Raw genomic sequence first — 19,831 nt, forward strand, 5'->3', positions numbered from 1 at the left:
CTATGACGATTGTCATGGCCTTTTTTCTAAAAATTGCAAAGGAGGGTCGTAATGGGATTACATGTAATAAGTGGCGATGATCGTTATGATAAGCGACCTCATATTTTAGATCAGTTATTCGATCAATTAAAACAAGACCCTGATTGTCAAATATATTATATTGTTCCTGAGCACTCAAAATTTGAGATGGAAGCTGCTATTCTAGACTATCAATGTCAGAAATTTAATAAAAATAGCGCCAGCTTAATGGCACTTCAAGTGGCTTCTTTTTCTCGTTTAGCTTGGTTTTTAATGCGTGATCAAAAATCGAAGCAATCCGTGAGTGATTTAGGATTAGCCATGATTATTCAAACGATTCTGCGCCAATCAAAGGATCAAATTCGGCTTTTTAGACGTCAAATCAAGCACCCAGCATTTGCGGAACAATTGCTAGTCTTATTTAAAGAACTTCTGGAAGGCAATGTGACAGCCAGTGATCTATCCGAAGATCAATTAGAGAGCTTAACAGAAGATACCGATCCTAGGACAGCAGACCTCGAAAATCTCAAGTTAGCTGAACTCCGTTATATTTATCAAGCATTTCTTGATGAATTAATGCGATTAGATTTTCAGAATTTTCAGTTATTAAACGATTTAAATGACTATTTAGAAAAATCGGATCTGTCGAATACGGTGATTGTGATTGATCAGTATGACTTTTTTTCCAGTCAGGAAATGCAAGTGGTTTTAAATTTAGCCAAATGTTGTAAAACGGTCTGGCTAGCGCTAGCAGTTGATGAGGAGATCTTAAAAAGCAAGCAACCGTCCCGACTTTATTCTTTAGCTTGCCATACATATAATCGATTAAAGACCTTGTCATATTCCTTGGGGATTGATTTTACTACGGAATCACCAGAAGAAATTTCTTATTTAGCGAATTCGGACCAATGTGCCCTATTGAATAGCTTTAAGCAGCTGATATTAGACCATCATTCTTATTCGTCATCGATGAATAAATTACCAGATCTAAGGAAGGTCAAAGCATCATCCTTTTGTCATTTTTCTCAAGCAGCTTCCCTAGAAGAAGAATTACGGTATGTGGCAAATCAAATCCATGATTTGGTAGTCCATCAAGGCTTGCGCTATCGAGATATTCAAGTTTTTGCCCGCCATATGGACCGTTATCAAGCGATCGTTGATCCAATTTTTCAAGCCAATAAAATTCCCTATTTCTTTGACCATGCATTATCGATGAAAAATCATCGACTCTATGAATTGATTATAACGCTGGCTGCCCTTGATCGGTATCAGTGGCAAATAGAAGATATTCAACAATTTATTAAATCTCCCCTGATTCGTTTAATGGACTTAAAGCCTTATTTTTCCGACTTTACAGAGGAGGAATTGGAAAGGGAATACCGACATCTATTAGCACAAGTAGATAATTACCTATATATCCATCAACTAAGTGGTTATCAGGTCTATCAACTTGATTATCCTTGGCATTTCGCAAATATCGAACAAGCCTACATTGATCATCAAGGTAAGTCACGACCTTTCGCTCAAGCAAGTTTAATTGAAGCTTTTCGTGAAAGTTTAGTTACTCGGGTATTTAATAGTATGAAAGACTTGAGTCAGCAAACTTCTGGTGAAGCTTTGGCAACTGGATTTTATCACTTATTGCAGCAATTATCAGTCACTGATCAATTAAGAGAAAGTAGTGTAGAGGCGGTTAAGCGAGGAGACCAAGGTGTATTTCGGCAAAATGAACAAGTGTGGCAATTACTAATGGATGCGATCCAAGAATTTCATATGATTTATGGACAAAATGCGATGACACTTGAGGAATTCTTTTTGAACTTACAAGCAGCATTAGAAGGAGCTAGCTTTCATATTATTCCACCGACGCTGGATCAAGTTCGATTCAGCAATTTCATTTCCCCTCAAGTTCAAACGCCAAAAATTGCTTTTCTGGTGGGAATGGACCAAGATGCCTTACCTTTAATTCCACAAGATAGCTCGCTTTTGACAAGGGAAGAGCGAGCCAAGATTGCAGATCGATTACTGCCGTATCAGCAATTGATACAGCCTATTAATTTTTACCAAGGATTTGAACTATTGCAAGCCTACCGGCTATTTTTAAAAGCCGATCAGCGCCTCTATTTTTCCATGGCTCAGACTGTTCAGAATAAGGTGCTCGATTGGTCCCCTTACTTGAAAACAATCATTCAACGCGGTGGCTTTGACGTGAAGATCATTTCAGGAATGAATTGGCAAACACAGGAAAAAAGCCTCAATTTGGATACAGTCGGCCAGTATCCGATGACACTAGCCCCCATTCTTCGTTCACTTAGGGTGAGTTATGAAACAGATAGCCCAATTGAATCGCTCAGCCAGTCGATTGTCTACTTATTACAGTCGCATCCTTTTGAAAAAGAGCGGTTAGAGTCCTTCATACAGGGGCTGTTCAGATTTTATCATTTACCAGATCGGATTGATTCAGATTTAGCACTCGCTCTTTATGGCAAGGACATGAGTTTGTCGGTCTCTCAAGTCGAACAATATTATCAAGATCCTTTTTCCCATTTTTTGCTTTATGGATTGCGACTTAAGGAGCGACGAATTGCTCAAATTGATCCTATGTCGGCGGGGGATTTTCTACATTTTAGCCTGGATCAATTGGCTAAATCACTCCAAGACCAGGCAATCAGCTTAGCGGATTTAAATCCCAAGGACTTAGATCAACGTCTTCATGATATTATAGCCACTAGTCTTAGTCAGCAAGACTTTCGATCCTTTAATCAAGATACAGTCAGTCAAGCTGTCTTTAAACAATTGCAAGAGCAATTATTTGCTTTTGTCCACCTCATTCATCAACAAAATGAACGATTACCGGCTCGTATCTTAATTAGTGAAGGACAATTCGGGCGTTCCAAAAAAGATTTACTACCAAGCTTTAGCTATTCTTTGGAATCCGGTGGGGAATTGTTTATTCGTGGAAAGATCGACCGAATTGATTTAATTGACCAAATTAATCAAGCTTATTTACAAGTGATTGACTATAAATCATCCAACAAGCAGTTTAATCTTGTAGATAGCTTCTATGGATTAGACCTGCAGATATTAACTTATTTAGCCGTTGCCTTAAAAAAATACCCTCGGGCAAGGTCTTTGGGAGCCTTTTATCAACCAATCTTACAGGGTTATCGTCGTGCTGATAAATCGATTGCTCAATTGGATTCAGAGGGTCTGAAAACAGCTTTCTTAAAAGAACGACGACTTAATGGTTTTGTGACGCTGCCCTCCGATGTCTTACTCGATTTGGAAAAGGGTGCAAGTCTTAGCAAGCAGTCCCTAATCTATCCCGTTCGCTATAAAAAGGATGGAACCTATTACAGCGGGAGCCCATACTTTGATTCATCGCAAGTAAAAACGCTCTTAGCTTATACACATTGGATGTTTAAAAAAGCAGCCGACCAAATTCAAGCGGGTCATATCGAATTTGCCCCCTTTATTGATGCTCCATATACACCATCTTTAAGACGGCCTTATCGGTTGATTACTGGTTTTGATGCGAGTCAATCTTATTCAGCTTATCGTCAAAAAGGAATTGATAAGAAAGCTGTTTTAAAAGCTATGGAAGACCAACTTACTCATTTAAAATTACAAAGAAAGGAGAAGTCCGATGGGATTACCGATTAAGCCAGCTAACAGTCACTTTAATGATCAACAATGGCAAGCTATTTATCAAAAAGGGGACAATTTGCTTGTGGCCGCTTCTGCTGGATCTGGGAAAACATCCGTTCTAATTGAACGGATTCTCCAACATTTAAATTCAACCTATGCAGAAATCGACCAACTATTAGTGGTAACCTTTACTGAAGCAGCGGCTTTAGAAATGAAAGAACGAATGGACAAAAAATTACAACAAGCGATTCAAACTAGTAGTGGTTCACATTTAACCTATTTACTAGGGCAACGTGATAAACTCAGCCAAGCACACATAAGGACCCTACATGCCTTTTGTCTTCAAGTTATTCAACGTTTCTTCTACTTATCGGATATTAATCCTGATTTTCGTTTAATAACAAGTTCAGCGGAGTTGGAATTGATTTATCTTAGAGCCTGGCAAAGAGTGGTTGAACAGATCCACCAAGAAGACTCAGATCAACTTTTAAAGCCAGTGGACTTTCAACGACTCTTGGATTGTTATAGTTCAAGTCGTGATAGTCAGGGATTATTGGACCTAGTTAAGGCGATTTATCAATTTGCTCTAGCTCATCCACAGCCTATGGTCTGGTTAAAGGAAGCTTGTCATGGATTTAACTCACTCGAAGAATTTTTCGATTCCGAACTCTATGCTAATGGCCTAGAAGTTACGCTTAAAGCGGGGTGCCAGCTCGCTCTACACTCCTATGAACATATTGAATCAATCTTAATGTCTTGTAGTCAAACATGTATTGATAAATATCAGTCTCTTTTACAAAATGAGGCTCAAGCCGTTCGGACAATTTATCAAGCACTCTTGGAGAAATCGCCTCAAAAAATATTCCAATCTCTGGATCAACTTAGTTTTGACCGTTGGCCATCCAGTCGTGGTAAACAATTAGAGGAAGATCTGGAATGGATTCAGGAAATGAAGGAACTTCGTGACCAAGCCAAGAATCAGTTGAATAATTTGCAGAAGCTATTTCCTTATGATTTGGCACAAAGTAAAAGTATTGAAATAAAGATTCAAGTTGATTTACAACGTTTAGGTCAGCTTTGTCAAGCCTTTTATGAACAAATTCAGTGGATTAAAAAGCAAGAAGCCCTGATGGACTATAATGATCTTGAACATGTTACCCTGGATTTATTAGCTCCTTATGATCCCAACACTCAAAGCCGTCAGGCTTCTCCAGCTGCTCACTATTATCAAGCACAGTTTAAAGAGGTCATGGTCGATGAGTATCAAGATATTAACGAGATTCAATCTGAAATACTTGCTTGGTTATCCCATCAATATGTTCCAAACCAAAAGGGAAATCTTTTTATGGTAGGAGATGTTAAACAGTCGATTTATGGTTTCCGGATGGCGGAACCCTCCTTATTCTTGGCAAAATACCAGGCTTATCAAGATAATCAAGGGGGACAGTTGATTCAATTAGATCGAAATTATCGATCCCGCTTTGAGGTGCTGAATTTTACAAATTATTTATTTGAACGATTAATGGATCACAAGTTTGGTCAGATGGATTATGGGTTAGCTGAAAGCCTAAAATTAGGAAGGAATGACTTTGACTACTCTGGGCCTGATAGCCCCTATCAAATTGAGATTTTGCTCTATAACAAAGAGGGTTTAGAGGAAGCTGAAGAGGCAGAAGATTTGGATTCTGATGCAAGTGGACTTTTTGATGCAAGTATTCAAGCAGAGGCCTTGATGATTGCTCAAGATATTCACAATAAAATTCGTTCCGGTTACCAGATCTATGATAAGGATAGGGGACAGGATCGACAGATCACTTTTAGAGATATTGTTGTTTTATGTCCAACGAAAGCAAGCTTTTTACCTTTACATGAAGCGATGAACTATTATGGCTTACCTTTTATGAGTCAAGATATTGAAGCTTATTTTCAACGTCAGGAAATTCAATTGATGTTAGCTTTATTAAAATTATTAGATAACCCGATTCAGGATATTCCTTGGGTAGCCATATTACGCTCTTATTTTGTAGGATTAGATGATAATGATTTAAGTCGGATTCGTTTAGCCCATCCTAATGGGAGCTATTATGAAGCACTCGTCCATTATCTTTATCAAATAGAACCCACACATCAATATTATTCATCGGAACTTCAAAAACGCATAAAGGCTTTTTACCAACAATTACTAAGCTGGATGGATTATCAAAATAATCATCGATTAGATGAACTCATTTGGCTTATTTATCAAGATACTGGCTTTTTAGATTTTGTAATGGGATTGGATCATGGGCCTAAGAGACAAGCTAATTTGCATGCATTTTATCAGTTGGGTCAAACGCTTGCTCAACAAGGCAAGCAGACTCTTACTGCCTTTATTCAATATATTGATAAAATGTTAGACCATGAGAAAGATTTGGCCGAGCCCTTATTAGTTGAAGAGAATCAAAATCAAATTCAAGCAATGACGATTCACGCCTCAAAGGGAAAGGAATATCCTATAGTTTATTTAATGAATTTAAGTCGTAAATTTAACCAACAGGACTTAAGAAGACCTGTTTGCTTAACTAAGAATTTTGGTATGGGCATTGATTACTATGAGTCCGATCAACGATTAATTTACCAATCGCTCTCTAAAGTGGCCCAACAACAAGTGCTTGAACAGAACGCTAAATCCGAAGAATTACGGAAACTTTATGTTGCTTTGACTCGTGCAGAACAAAAATTGATCCTAGTAGGAACAATTAATAAAGAAGAAGAGTGGGAAAATTGGCAGGATCAAGTAGTTAAAGCCAAGGCCCCTGAATCCGTATTGGTTGATCTAGCCAGTCGATCACAAGCCAAGCATTTTTTACAGTGGATTGCAAGTGCCCTAGCTTTGTATCGTGCTAATACACAGGGGAATGCTAAGCTACAAGAAGGGGATTTTAAAGTAAGCATTAAAAATCAGAGTCAAATACAAGAACAACTCCCTACGATTAACGCTTGGTCGACCTTAAAGGACCCCAATCTTTGGCTACAAGAAAGCTGGGAGCCTTTAGTCAATCGTCAACCTGATTCTAGCATTAATTTAGCCCGATTGAATCAACAACTATTCTATGATTACCCATATATTCACTCCAGTCAAACCTCTTCTTATCAATCTGTTTCTGAACTGAAGCGGTTATTTGAAGAGCCGGACCATCCACACATTTCTCATTTTGAGGATCGACGACCCGGACTTGTCGATCAAGGTGTCCAATCTCTGCCGTTTATGCGGGATGCATTTTTAGCCCCTGAATTTATGCAGGAAGATAGGATGACAGCAAGTCGAATCGGTAGCCTTAACCACTTCTTTATGCAGAAAATTGATTTTAGTGAATTTCAAGCTAGATCAATTCAGCAATATCCAAGTGTTTTAAACCAGCAGGCTAATAACTTATTAATTCAAGGATACTTAACTAAACAAGAGATTAGTCACTTGGCTGTTGATTCGATCAGTCATTTCTTAGCCTCATCCTTAGGTCAAGAAATGATCGATAATGCTGCTAATATCCAAAAAGAACGACCCTATTCTTACTGGGTTAAAGCAAGTGAGTTGTTTCAAAACCTGCCTCAAGCATCCCTTAAATTTGCTGAAGATCATGTCCTAATTCATGGGGTCATTGATGCTTATTGGCTTCGTTCTAATGAAGGATTTGTCTTGATCGACTATAAAACAGATCGATTTCATCCTTCAGCTCATTTAAGTAAGGAGGAACAATTAGCCCGCCTAAAATCAAAATATCAAACTCAGTTAAGTCTATATGCACAGGCCCTTAAAAACGCCTTGAACATGGAGGCAGCTGGAATTTATTTAGTTGCCTTAGATTTTAATCAAGTCATTTCAATGACTGAGTGAGATAATGGCATTATAAAATGACTGTATTAAAGACTGTTACTTAAATGTAATAGTCTTTTTATCTTTAATAACTTCGAATATAGACAAATTTTCCGAACATTCACTTTTCTAATTGGAAGATTTATTGATTTTTGCTTGTTCGAGGGTAGGGGGATGCTATAATTGGCTTTGTATTAGTTAGGAGGCACTTATGAAGCAAAAGCATCAGTATTTATGGATCTTACCTGGCGTAGTGATTCTGCTCTTTTTTTTAATTTTTCCCTTATTGTCTATTCTCTATCCAACAATAATGCCGGATGGCTTTAGTTTATCAGCTTATGGTGAATTTTTTGCCAACAGTTTTAATCGAAGTGTTTTTTGGCGAACTCTAAAAATAGCCAGTTTAGTCACTTTCTTAGCAGCCTTGTTAGGTCTGCCTACGGCTTACTATATGGCTAATTGCTCGGCAAAAGTTCGGTCTCTATTAATGGGTCTTGTTCTGTTTCCATTGCTTATTAATTCGGTGGTCCGATCCTTTGCTTGGATAACGATCCTGGGACGTAATGGTTTGATTAATCAACTCTTAGCATCATTACATTGGGTAAATGAACCCATTAAGCTTTTATATACAGAATCTGCCATTGTGATCGGTTCCTTGTATCTCTTCTTACCGCTGATGATTATTACACTAGTCGGTGTTATTGAAACCATTAACCCTGAAATTATTGAAGCGAGTCGTAGTTTAGGGGCGAGTCCTATCCGTTCTTTTTGGGACGTTATTTTTCCCTTAACGCTGCCTGGAATTATTGTTGGGTCAATCCTTGTATTTACAGGGACTTTGACAGCCTATACTACTCCCCAATTATTGGGAGGGAATGAAAACATGTTAATGTCTACTTTTCTTTACCAAAATGCGATGACCTTAGGAGATTGGCAGTTAGCTGGGGTCATTGCCTTATTAATGATTGTTGTAACGATTATCGTTATGAAGGCTTTAAATGCCATGGCGCGTCAGCTTGATAAAAGGGGGACGATTTAATGAAGCGACTATCAGCCTTGACAGTAGTGGCATACAGTGTTCTATTCTTTCTATTTGCTCCTCTTTTTATTGTGATTGTAAGTTCTTTTGGAGAGAATGCAGCGATTCAATTTCCCATTGAAGGGTTTTCCTTAAAATGGTATGTCAATGCTTTTTCAAACCAATCTTTTATGGATAGTTTTTTATTGAGTCTTTGGATTGCCTTATCCGCAACCCTAGCAGCTATTTTGGTAGGCGTCCCTGCAGCTTATTCACTAGCTAGACATCAATATCCCTTTAAGTCAGCGATTCGAGATTTCTTTTTATCGCCTACCTTAATTCCCGGCATCGTCGTCGGTTTTTCACTCTTTAAATTTATTGTGATCCAATGTCAGCTGGATCTTTTGCTTGGCTTATTTTTAGGGCATTTTTTGATTAGTTTACCTTATGTTATTCGAGTGGTGGGATCAAATTTAGATCAGTTAGATTTTTCAATGGAAGAAGCAGCTTGGACACTAGGTGCCAGTAAAATAAGAACTTTTATTGAAATTATATTACCGAATATTCGTTCAGGAATTTTCGCGAGTTTTATGTTAGCCTTTATTAATTCTTTCAATAATATTCCAGTATCACAATTTTTATCCGGACCAGGGGTGACTTTATTGCCGACCCAATTGATGGGATATATTGAGTATAATTATGATCCTACAGTATCCGCAATATCGGTTTTATTAATGGCCTTAACAGTTGTGATCATGATCTTAATCGAAAAAACATTGGGACTCTCCAAGGTTATGTAGAAGGGATGTATCTATGTCATTTATAGAATTAAATAATTTATCAGTGGCTTATAACAAGCAACAGATGATTTTACAAGATTTTAATTTAAACATTGAAAAAGGAGAATTGGTATCCTTATTGGGGCCATCTGGTTGTGGTAAGACGACGACATTGAGAACCCTAGCAGGGTTAGTTCCTGCTCAATCGGGTGAAATCTGTGTCGCTGGTAAAAATTTGATAAAAACACCGGTTCATCAGCGGAATTTTGGAATGGTCTTTCAATCTTATGCCTTATTTCCACATATGTCAGTCAGAGAAAATATTGCTTATGGACTAAAATTAAGAAAAGAAAATGCGACTCAGCAAAAAGAAAAAGTAGACCATATCTTAAAATTAGTAGGTTTGTCCGATCTAGCGGATCGCTATCCACAAGATCTTTCTGGAGGACAGCGTCAGCGTGTGGCTTTGGCACGTGCCTTAGTCATTGAGCCACAATTATTATTATTGGATGAGCCATTATCAAATCTGGATGCTAAATTGCGTGTCCAATTACGTAATGAAATTCGCCGTATTCAACAAGAAATTGGTATTACGACCTTATTTGTAACACATGATCAGGAAGAATGTTTTGCTATTTCAGATAAAGTGGCGGTCATGAATCAAGGTGTTATCGAACAATATGACCATCCAGAGCAGATTTATCGTCAGCCAAAAACTGCTTTTGTGGCTAATTTTGTCGGTTTTGAGACCTTTATTCCAGTCCAATTAGTCAATGGAAAGTATCAGAGTGCTTCCGGTCAAGATTTTTCGGTAAATTCTCAAAAAGACCGAGGAGTATTAACAATCCGACCTGAAGAGATTATTGTTTTGACTAGTGAGCATGGAGAAGATGATATAGAGGCTACTGTTGAAACAATTAACTTTTTAGGTAAGTCTTACCAGTATGATATGCTTACAAAGGAGGGAAGAATACCGGTTCAAAGTAAGATTAAGTTACAGCCACATGAGAAAGTCTATCTACATTTCCCACAAGATCATTTAATTTTATTATAAGGAGAATCATTATGAAAAAAACATTTACTTTAGCTTGTTTATCAGGTGCTCTATTAGCCAATACGCTAGTACCAACTGCCTATGCTGCCAGTCATAAATTAACTTTATCAACATTTGCGATTAATGAGGATATCATTAAACAAGATATTCTAGTTCCATTTTCTGAAAAATTTGACACCGAATTTGTAACAGAAGTGGGTAATTCGGGTGAGCGCTTTACCAAATTAACCAACAATCCTAATGCCAAGATCGATATCATTGAATTATCTCAAGCACATGCGACTCAAGGACAAACTGATGGCTTATTTGAGAAATTAGATGCCAGCAAGGTGCCAAATATTGATTTATTAACGGATTCTGCTAAAGAAGTGGTTGAAACGGCAGGGGTGCCTTATACGGTCAATTCAATCGGTATTATCTATGATCCTGAAGCCTTAGGAAAAGATATAAGCGAATGGGCTGATCTATGGGACAGTTCCTTAGCTGGGAAAGTCTCTATTCCAGATATTTCAACAACCTTTGGTCCTGCTTTTTTATATCTTGCCAGTGACTATAAGGGCGTCGATATTACGTCCGATCAAGGTAAAGCGGCCTTTGAAGCCTTAAGTGAATTACGCCCTAATATCCTTAAGACCTATTCTAAATCCTCTGATTTATCAAACTTGTTTCAAACTGGCGAAATTCAAGCAGCAGTAGTGGCTGATTTTGCGATTCCACTAATCTTACAAGCTAATCCTCAGCTTAAATATGTGGTCCCTGAATCAGGTACCTATGCTAACTACAACACGGTCAATGTCTTAGCAAAATCAGAAAATAAAGAATTGGCTTATGACTATGTCAATTGGAAGTTAGATCAAGAGCTTCAAGTTAAAGTCGCTGAAAGCCTCAATGAAACACCGACTAATAAAGAAGTTCAGTTATCAGATGACCTTCAAGCCAATAAAACTTATGGAGCAATCGTAGAACGCGCTAAATCCATCGATTATTCCTTTGTTGATCAACACTTAAAAGCTTGGATCCAAGAATGGAATCAAGTAATCAATCAATAATCAACCTTTAAAGGCTGATTGCTCTGGATTGAATAATAGCTATAAAATAAAAAGCTGCGATGGATTGATCGCAGCTTTTTTAGAAGGGAAAAGGATAGAATGCAACTCATTAAAAATGCTCATATTTTAACCATGGATCAGGATGATAGGATTTTTCATCCTGGATACCTAGTCATTGATGGTGACCGAATTAAAGAAGTAGGATCAGGGGAATATGCTAATGAATCCCAATGTGATTGGGTATTCGATGCTAAGGATGGCATTTTAATTCCTGGTATGATTAATTGTCATACTCACTTGGGAATGATTCCATTTCGATCTTTAGCAGACGATGTCCCTAATCGTCTACACCGTTTCCTATTTCCCTTAGAAAACCAAGCCATGGATGCCCCCTTAGTCTATGCATCTTCCAAATATGCTATGGCAGAGATGCTCTTGGCAGGTATTACGAGTTTCGTAGACATGTATTATTTTGAAGAGGAAGTGGCTAAGGCCTGTCAAGAGATGAAGATCAGAGGAATTGTTGCCGAAACGGTGATTGATCAAGCGCCTGATGGGGAAGAAAAATTCGCTGGCTTGAAGTACGGCCGGTCTTTTATACAAAAATGGCAAAATAAGGACTTAGTTACTCCAGCCATCGCCCCGCATGCCCCCTATAGTAATACAAGCGAGAGTCTCAAAGCCGCTCAAACCATAGCTGCTGATTTTCAAGCTCCCTGGACGATTCACTTATCAGAAATGGATTTTGAAATGAGCAAGTACCAAAAAGAATGTCAATCTTCTCCGGTTCAATATCTCAATGATTTGGGTCTATTAGATGACCGTTTGATTGCTGCACACTGCATTCATGTTGATGCTAAGGATATTGACCTCTTAAAAGAAAAGGGAGTGGCGGTTGCCCATTGTATTGGAGCCAATACCAAGTCTGCCAAAGGTGTTGCTCCCATTAAAGAAATGTTACAAGCAGGTATCGCAGTGGGCTTAGGAACAGATGGTCCTAGCTCTAATAATAGCTTAGATTTATTTAGTCAAATGCGGTTATTAGCCAACTTTCATAAGACTTATAATCATGATCGAGCAGCTTTTCCTGCACGTGAAATTGTTAGACTGGCTACCTATGGTGGAGCTCAGGTTATTAAGCGACATCGAGAGTTAGGAAGTATTAAGGCTGGAAATTTGGCGGATTTATGCCTCGTTGAAACTCAATCTGCGAATATGTTTCCAGTCTTTGATCCTTATGCTGTACTTGTGTATTCAGCCAATGCCAGCAATGTTAGCCATGTATGGGTAAATGGACATTTATGTGTTGAAGATAAACACTTATCAGATGTGTCTCTCGATCAATTAAAACAGGAGCTTATTCAAGCGATGGAACCTTTTAATCAAGCTTTAGCCAATTTGTAGCTGCAATTAACAGAGAATATCGCAAAATAATAGAGCTCTAATCCAATGTCTTGATAGAAAAGGGCCCTTCAATCATTAAGTAAAGGATTATCAATATTTTAGGAAAGATCTTTAAGCTTTAAACATGAGCTTAAAGATCTTTTTGTGATTGACTGAGTTAATGCATGGACCCCATTTTCTACCATAATCATTGGCTGATTCGATCTAGCTTATTTCCACAAAGTTCCTTGAGTCATGGATTAAATAATAACTAATGGTTGGCAAAAATAATCAGTAATTTTTTTGTATTTGGCCTTGACAAGCTAAAGAGTAACTATTACTATTTAATCATTCACTTAAAAATATCAAGGAGGATATATGAAATATAATAAATTAATTTTAACATCGACGGCCGTCTTAGGACTTGGACTAGCTACCAGCTTACCTTTAACTCAAGCTGTATTAGCTCAATCATCCAATCGCATTCAATACGTGGATGATAAGGAAGAAGACAAGGATCATGACTCTAACAGTAATCATGAAGAACACGGACAGGTCCATAGTAATGATCCTTCACAACAAGCAATTAACGAAGCCGAAGGTATCGCTTCAGAACAAATTGTCGTTCAAATTGATGACGAAGGTTATATTACTTCGCATGGCGATCACTATCATTATTATAATGGAGAAGTGCCAGCCGACTCAATTTTTTCAGAAGATCTATTAACTCCAAGTGATTATCAATTGAATAAAGAAGATATTATCAGTAAAACGGATGAAGGATATATTGTTAAAGTAGAGAATCAATATTATCTTTATTTAGAAGATTCTTCAGATGCTAAGAATGTCCGTTCAGTTGAAGAGTTAACCTTACAATCCTTTGGCATTCACCCTGACGATGCAAAACGCATCAAAGGAATTATGGATCAATTAGGATTAGAAGATGATACGAGTATTAATTATGAATTTGAAAGAAGCCCTGAAGAAGTCGCCGAATCTAAAGAAATAGAATCAGACTTTATTGTTCTTTATTTGACCGAAAATGAGTATGTAACTATCCATGGTTTAGACCTATACATCTTCCCAGGTCAAGCACCAGAAAACAGCATTTTTGCAAAAACAACTTTAGCAGACTCGACCGTAGATCTTAGTCAGGCTGAAGTCCTCTATAATACTCAGTCAGGACAAGTAGTTAAGCTAGAGGATCGGGTTTACTTTATGCCAAACGAATCGAATAAACCACTAGATCTAATGAAAGTTAAAGAAGCGATTCAAAAAGCTAAAGACGATTATAAAGCAAAAGGAATTGACCATGCTGCGGAAGTGAAAAAAGAAGAAAAGGGCGGAATTCGTGGAGGTTCCGGAAGCCGCAACGCCAATGGTCAGTATGTGACAGATGACGGATATGTTTTCAGTCCAAATGATGTTATTCGATTTACTGGAAATGGATTTATTGTTCCGCATGGTGACCACTTCCATTTTATTCCTTTATCAGACTTATCTGCCGCTGAAAAAGCTCAAGCCTTTGCCAAACTGGGTATGTCTGAATCTGGAGCAAATTCCCATAGTCAAACCAACTCAAAGGGCAATGATTTAGCAGCTGCTTTAAATAAAATCGACGAACTCAATAAAAAAGCCAGTTCCGCTAAAGGATCAGTCTATACTACGGATGATGGGTACGTATTTACGCCTGAATCGATCGTTTCCTTTGATGCAAATGGGATGGTTTGTTCGCATGGAAATCATTTTCATTATGTACCTTTCGCAGATCTATCGAGAGCCGAATTAGCAGCAGCCAAAGCCTATATTCAAAAACATTTGAGTCATTTAAAAACCAACGAAGATGCTAACAGCTCTTCAGCCACTGATAAGAAAGATATGCCATCATCACCAAGTCAAGAAATGGATACAAGTATGGAGGCTAAGCTTAGAAAACTCTATAGTTTACCAATCAGTCAACGCTATCATGAAGGAGATGGATTGGTGTTTGATCCTAAGGCAGTTACAGGGAAGAATAGTATGGGATATGTACATCCTCATGGTGATCACTATCATGTTATTAAACCGAGTGACTTATCGCCTTTAGAATTAGAACTAGTCGAGTATTATCTCAATGGATCTTCAAGTAGCAATATTCCATCCATGCCATCTAAGGATGAATCAGGTCAAGAAAGTTCTGAATCAAATTCGGTAAAACCTTCTGAAAAACCGAAAGAAGAGAGTCCACAAAGCAATAAAGGTCTAGTTGATTTCTTAGCGATGAAGATAAAGAAATCCGCTTTAGGACAAGATGGAAAAGCTTATACAACCGACGATGGCTTTAAATTTACCCCTGAATCGATTCAAGAATATACGTCAGATGGGCTTGTATGTGGTCATGGTAACCATCTTCATTATGTACCATTTACCGATCTAGATGATAACGAATTGAAAGCTGCTCAAGATTATATTAATGCCAACAAGGTGGCTCAATCAGATAATACTCATAAGGAATCACCAGAAGATCTGAAGAAAAAACTCGCCTATCTTGCACTAAAAAATGGCGTTAAGGTAGAAGATATTGAAGTAAAGGGCGATATTGTTAATGTACCGCACGAAGGGCACTTCCATACTTATTACTTATCTAAAACACCTACTAAATTATCTAAGAATGCTTATCAAGCTGATGATGAACATAAGGAATTTGACAATTATGAAAATTATGTGATGCAGTTGAAACGCGAATACTTCAAGCAGACAGCAGCGGCTGCTGGATTATTGGATCCACAACAACCAGTTATGATAAGTCGTGGAGGAATGATCGGTTACTATGATCCAGCTGGTAATTACCATGAACAAGCATTAAATTCCATTAAATTACCGATTGAATATGATGAAGTGGATTTTAAGGTAGAAGATAAGCAAGAAGTAGCACCAAGTCCTGCTCCAGAAAAAGAATCTGAAAACAAACCGGTTGACAAAGAAAAACCAGAAAATAAAGAAGAGCGTGTGCCAGTCAAAGACTTAAAAGCTTTCCTAGCGCAAGCCTACCAAGTTGATATCGAATTAATCAGTTATTTCAGATCTCCAGAAGCCTTCTATATTCAAACAAAATCAGGCAATATCAAGGTGGACTATGCGGTCGCAGTCAAAGCTTATCGAGCAAACAATAAATCGCTTCTACCTAATATTGAAAAGCCAGATTTATCCGTAGAAGAGCACGCCATTAATCAAGCAAGTGAACAAGCAGAGGAAGAGGAAAATGAATCAAGCTCAGCAAGCAGTCAAAACGACGATTCTAAACCAGTTGATCCTAGCAAGAACCTGGAAGAATCACCGGAAGCTGAAGATTCCGTATCTTCAACTTCGGAAGTTGCTTTAGAAAATGAGTAAAACTTCTTTTTTAAAAGCTATGACTTAAATGTCATAGCTTTTTTTGACCTGTAACAACTGGATCAGCACTCATCATCTATTAATTACAGAAGATAAATGGTAAAATAGGCAAGAATACCATTGAAAGAGGGATAATTATGACTCAAGCGGATGTGATCTATCAAGATTTAATCCAGAAGATTATTGAAGAAGGGCTTGACCAATCTGGTTCCATTCGTCCACACTATTCAGACGGTGAACCTGCCTATACGCGGTCAATTCCACACTTTCATTGTGTTTTCAAACCTGAAGATGGCCTACCTATCCTGCAAAGCAAGCGAATTGCTATTAAAACCTTCCTACGAGAATTAGACTGGATTTGGCGACTCCAATCCAATGATGTCCATCAATTACAAAAAATGGGTTGCCAAGTCTGGAATGAATGGCAATTAGCAGATGGGACCATTGGTAAGGCTTATGGCTACCAATTAGCCAAGAAATGTCATCAAGGTAAAGACAAAGAATCAATGAACCAAGTGGCATTTATTCTAAATCAAATTCAGGACAATCCAAATTCCAGAAGGATTATGACCTCCCTATATGATGTGGATGACTTAGCTGAGATGGCTTTAGAACCCTGTGTATTCTTGACCCATTGGCAAGTTAGTCCGGATGGCAAGCTTCATCTTAATGTCGTTCAGCGATCAGCAGACTGCGCCTTAGGGCTCCCATCAAATTGGTTTGAATATGGAGTATTGCATCGACGGGTGGCTCAAGTCACAGGTAGAGCCTTGGGTGATCTGCATTGGACGATTTTTAATGCCCATATTTACTTAAGACATATGGATCAACTGCAAGAACAAGTACAGGGCCATTGGCAAAATCTTTCTCAGCCCGAATTGGTTTTACCATCATCTTTAGATTTTTTTGAAACACCTTTGACGGACTGTCAAGTGATTAATTATGATCATTTAGGAAATTTCAATTATGAAATTAGCATTTAAAACAATGTTGAATGACTTTTTGTGCGTTCAATCCTTCACAAACTAATGTTCTTTATTATATAATATATAGGAATTACTGAGAATGAGATGAATACTCAAATATAGAATGAAAGAAGAATGATAATATGAAAATTACCGTTGCCGGAACAGGTTATGTGGGGCTATCTCTAGCAGTTTTATTGGCTCAGCACCATGAAGTAACCGCTTTGGATATTATTCAAGAAAAAGTGGATTTGATTAATCAAGGAATTTCACCGATTGAGGATACTGAGATTTCGGACTTTCTAGCCAATCACAAATTGACCTTATCGGCTACCACCGATGCTAAGTTGGCCCATCAAAATGCTGATTTGGTAGTAATTGCGACACCAACGAATTATGACGATGAGACACATACCTTTGATACGACCGCTGTAGAAGCAGTTATTGAGGATGTTTTAGCCATTAATCCTGAATGTTTAATGGTGATTAAATCAACGATTCCAGTGGGATATACTCAATCGATTAAAGAAAAATACGGAGTTGACCATATTATCTTTTCACCAGAATTCTTACGTGAAGGTAAGGCGCTTTATGATAATCTATATCCATCACGGATCGTTGTCGGCGACCAAAGTGAGCAAGGACAAGCTTTTGCGGACTTATTGTTAGAAGGTGCGGCTAGTGATAAGGATTCTATTCCTGTTCTGTTAACAGATCCCACAGAAGCAGAAGCGATTAAATTATTTGCGAATACTTATTTGGCTTTACGTGTTTCCTTCTTTAATGAATTAGATACTTATGCGGAGGTTCGTGGCTTAGATTCTGCTCAAATCATTCAAGGAGTCGGTCTTGATCCAAGAATTGGAACCCATTATAATAATCCTTCTTTTGGTTACGGTGGATATTGCTTACCTAAGGATACTAAGCAATTACTGGCAAATTATGGGGATATTCCACAAAATATGATGACGGCGGTTGTCGACTCCAATAAGACACGCAAACAGCATATTGCCAGCCAAGTCTTGAAATTAGATCCTCAAACCGTTGGAATTTACCGATTAACCATGAAGTCTGGTTCAGATAATTTCCGCCAATCAGCCATTCAAGATATTATTAAATTATTATTAGCTGAAGCTAAAAAGGTCATTATTTATGAGCCCACCCTAGAACAAGATTCGACCTTCTTTAATTGCCCAGTAGTCAACGATCTGGCAAGCTTTAAAGCTCAATCGGATGTTATTTTAGCGAATCGCTTGAGCAATGACTTGACTGATTGTCAAGATAAGGTCTATAGTCGCGATATTTTTAAAGAGAATTAAGCCTTTTAACCAGTGAGTCCATGCACTTACTGGTTTTTTGATTGAAGTTTGACCCTCGACACAGCCTATGCTATATTGCAGAGTAAGAATAGAAAGGACGATGCTCCATGCCAGCAGCAGTGTACATATTAGGTTCCATTAATTATGACTTGATGACCCAGGTGGATTGCCTTCCTGATCAAGGGGAGACTCGAATGGGGCAAGGGGCTCATTTTTCAGTTGGGGGAAAAGGCACTAATCAAGCAGCGACCTGTGGAAGTCTTGGTGTGAATACTTTCTTAGTGGGTGCTGTTGGAAATGATTTTTTTGGAAAACAGGCGCTCAGCTATTTGCTCATCCATGGAGTGGATATTTCTAAGGTTAATATTTTGAATGATCAAACAACCGGAACAGCTTTTATTTTGACTTGTGATGGAGATAATCGCATCATTGTCAATTCGGGAGCTAATGCATCAATCTCCTTCCGACAGGTTGAGGAGGCCTTAAAACAGGCCCAGGCCGGGGATCTATTTGTGACTCAATTCGAAACTCCTATGAACTTGTTATTGCCATGTTTGAAATTAGCTAAAGAAAAGGGCATGGTAACTTTAGTCAATCCTTCACCCTATAAGTCATTTGATGCCATGACCTATCCCTTAATCGATTATCTCGTGTTGAATCAGCTTGAGGCTCAAGCCTTATGTCAAGGAGCATTGGATACACTGGATGATTTAGGTATTTTCCAAGAAAAAGCCATGGAACTTGGCCTGAATAAACTTGTTTTAACCTTAGGTTCCAGAGGATCCTTCTTAATCACAAAGACTGAGAAAATCCATGAACCAGCCTATTCGATTCAAGTAGTCGATTCAACCGGAGCAGGGGATGCATTTTTAGGTGGACTTGCTTTTGCCTTGACTCAGAATCTATCTGATCAAGCCAGTTTAACTTTTGCCAATGCTTTGGGTGCGCTTACCTGTCTTTCCTATGGGGCAGGAAGTATTCGTTATCAAGCTGACCAAGTATATAACTGGATGGCTAAACAGGCTAAATTGGATTAAAATGAGTTGACAGAAAGAAAATTCTCATTTAAACTGGTAACAATCTAATAATAAGACGATGACGAGAAGAGTAGTGCATTGGCCATCAATACAGAAAGCCCTGGTTGGATGAGAAGGGATGATGGGTCTTGCATGAAGATGAGCTCTGAGTCTTTTGTGGGTTAACGCTCACAAAACGATTAGCCCTTGTTAACTGGCTCAAGTTTGATAGAACTTTGAGATTGTATCTGTGAAGATACAGTGAATTAGGGTGGTACCACGAATTTTTTCGTCCCTTTATTAATTCTTAGAATTAATAAAGGGGCTTTTTTTATTGGAAGGAGGAGAGAGTGGATT

Annotated in this window: 11 protein-coding genes and 1 other annotated feature; all 11 genes read left to right on the forward strand. The window is 38.2% G+C overall.

Going from position 1 to position 19,831, the window contains the following annotated elements:
• Nucleotides 1–51: 51 nt before the first annotated feature.
• Complete coding sequence (locus HMPREF9706_RS01275; RefSeq protein ID WP_006907537.1) at nucleotides 52–3,681, forward strand: PD-(D/E)XK nuclease family protein; 3,630 nt, start codon at nucleotides 52–54, stop codon at nucleotides 3,679–3,681.
• Nucleotides 3,665–7,540: a helicase-exonuclease AddAB subunit AddA gene (addA, locus tag HMPREF9706_RS01280; protein ID WP_006907538.1), complete on the forward strand. Its 3,876-nt coding sequence runs from the start codon at nucleotides 3,665–3,667 to the stop codon at nucleotides 7,538–7,540. The genes HMPREF9706_RS01275 and addA overlap by 17 nt, the downstream gene beginning before the upstream one ends.
• A 190-nt stretch (nucleotides 7,541–7,730) precedes the next feature.
• Nucleotides 7,731–8,558, forward strand: a complete 828-nt coding sequence (locus tag HMPREF9706_RS01285) for an ABC transporter permease (RefSeq protein WP_006907539.1) — start codon at nucleotides 7,731–7,733, stop codon at nucleotides 8,556–8,558.
• Nucleotides 8,558–9,337, forward strand: a complete 780-nt coding sequence (locus HMPREF9706_RS01290; protein WP_006907540.1) for an ABC transporter permease — start codon at nucleotides 8,558–8,560, stop codon at nucleotides 9,335–9,337. Before HMPREF9706_RS01285 ends, HMPREF9706_RS01290 begins: the two co-directional genes overlap by 1 nt.
• Nucleotides 9,338–9,350: 13 nt before the next feature.
• Nucleotides 9,351–10,370 (forward strand): ABC transporter ATP-binding protein, encoded by a 1,020-nt coding sequence (locus HMPREF9706_RS01295; protein ID WP_006907541.1) that lies wholly within the window; start codon nucleotides 9,351–9,353, stop codon nucleotides 10,368–10,370.
• 11 nt (nucleotides 10,371–10,381) lie between these two features.
• The gene (locus HMPREF9706_RS01300) at nucleotides 10,382–11,419 is read left to right on the forward strand and encodes an ABC transporter substrate-binding protein (protein WP_006907542.1); all 1,038 of its coding nucleotides are present in this window, start codon (nucleotides 10,382–10,384) and stop codon (nucleotides 11,417–11,419) included.
• A 99-nt stretch (nucleotides 11,420–11,518) separates the two neighbouring features.
• Entirely contained in the window at nucleotides 11,519–12,823 is a 1,305-nt protein-coding gene (locus HMPREF9706_RS01305) for an amidohydrolase (protein ID WP_006907543.1), read from the forward strand.
• Nucleotides 12,824–13,180: 357 nt separating this feature from the next.
• Complete coding sequence (locus tag HMPREF9706_RS01310) at nucleotides 13,181–16,174, forward strand: pneumococcal-type histidine triad protein (RefSeq protein ID WP_006907544.1); 2,994 nt, start codon at nucleotides 13,181–13,183, stop codon at nucleotides 16,172–16,174.
• A 137-nt stretch (nucleotides 16,175–16,311) separates the two neighbouring features.
• Entirely contained in the window at nucleotides 16,312–17,157 is an 846-nt protein-coding gene (gene thyA / locus HMPREF9706_RS01315; protein WP_006907545.1) for a thymidylate synthase, read from the forward strand.
• A gap of 125 nt (nucleotides 17,158–17,282) precedes the next feature.
• Nucleotides 17,283–18,458, forward strand: coding sequence for a nucleotide sugar dehydrogenase (locus HMPREF9706_RS01320; RefSeq protein ID WP_006907546.1), 1,176 nt, complete (start codon nucleotides 17,283–17,285; stop codon nucleotides 18,456–18,458).
• Nucleotides 18,459–18,565: 107 nt separating this feature from the next.
• The gene (locus tag HMPREF9706_RS01325) at nucleotides 18,566–19,495 is read left to right on the forward strand and encodes a ribokinase (protein WP_006907547.1); all 930 of its coding nucleotides are present in this window, start codon (nucleotides 18,566–18,568) and stop codon (nucleotides 19,493–19,495) included.
• A gap of 49 nt (nucleotides 19,496–19,544) precedes the next feature.
• Nucleotides 19,545–19,774: a binding site (T-box leader), on the forward strand.
• Nucleotides 19,775–19,831: the final 57 nt, after the last annotated feature.

It is taken from the genome of Facklamia hominis CCUG 36813, assembly GCF_000301035.1.
GTDB classification, from domain to species: domain Bacteria; phylum Bacillota; class Bacilli; order Lactobacillales; family Aerococcaceae; genus Facklamia; species Facklamia hominis.

What these genes read in the sequence shown, in the direction of transcription:
- HMPREF9706_RS01275 (WP_006907537.1), top strand. Translation starts at nt 52, where the DNA reads ATGGGATTACATGTAATAAGTGGCGATGATCGTTATGATAAGCGACCT.
- addA (WP_006907538.1), top strand. Translation starts at nt 3,665, where the DNA reads ATGGGATTACCGATTAAGCCAGCTAACAGTCACTTTAATGATCAACAA.
- HMPREF9706_RS01285 (WP_006907539.1), top strand. Translation starts at nt 7,731, where the DNA reads ATGAAGCAAAAGCATCAGTATTTATGGATCTTACCTGGCGTAGTGATT.
- HMPREF9706_RS01290 (WP_006907540.1), top strand. Translation starts at nt 8,558, where the DNA reads ATGAAGCGACTATCAGCCTTGACAGTAGTGGCATACAGTGTTCTATTC.
- HMPREF9706_RS01295 (WP_006907541.1), top strand. Translation starts at nt 9,351, where the DNA reads ATGTCATTTATAGAATTAAATAATTTATCAGTGGCTTATAACAAGCAA.
- HMPREF9706_RS01300 (WP_006907542.1), top strand. Translation starts at nt 10,382, where the DNA reads ATGAAAAAAACATTTACTTTAGCTTGTTTATCAGGTGCTCTATTAGCC.
- HMPREF9706_RS01305 (WP_006907543.1), top strand. Translation starts at nt 11,519, where the DNA reads ATGCAACTCATTAAAAATGCTCATATTTTAACCATGGATCAGGATGAT.
- HMPREF9706_RS01310 (WP_006907544.1), top strand. Translation starts at nt 13,181, where the DNA reads ATGAAATATAATAAATTAATTTTAACATCGACGGCCGTCTTAGGACTT.
- thyA (WP_006907545.1), top strand. Translation starts at nt 16,312, where the DNA reads ATGACTCAAGCGGATGTGATCTATCAAGATTTAATCCAGAAGATTATT.
- HMPREF9706_RS01320 (WP_006907546.1), top strand. Translation starts at nt 17,283, where the DNA reads ATGAAAATTACCGTTGCCGGAACAGGTTATGTGGGGCTATCTCTAGCA.
- HMPREF9706_RS01325 (WP_006907547.1), top strand. Translation starts at nt 18,566, where the DNA reads ATGCCAGCAGCAGTGTACATATTAGGTTCCATTAATTATGACTTGATG.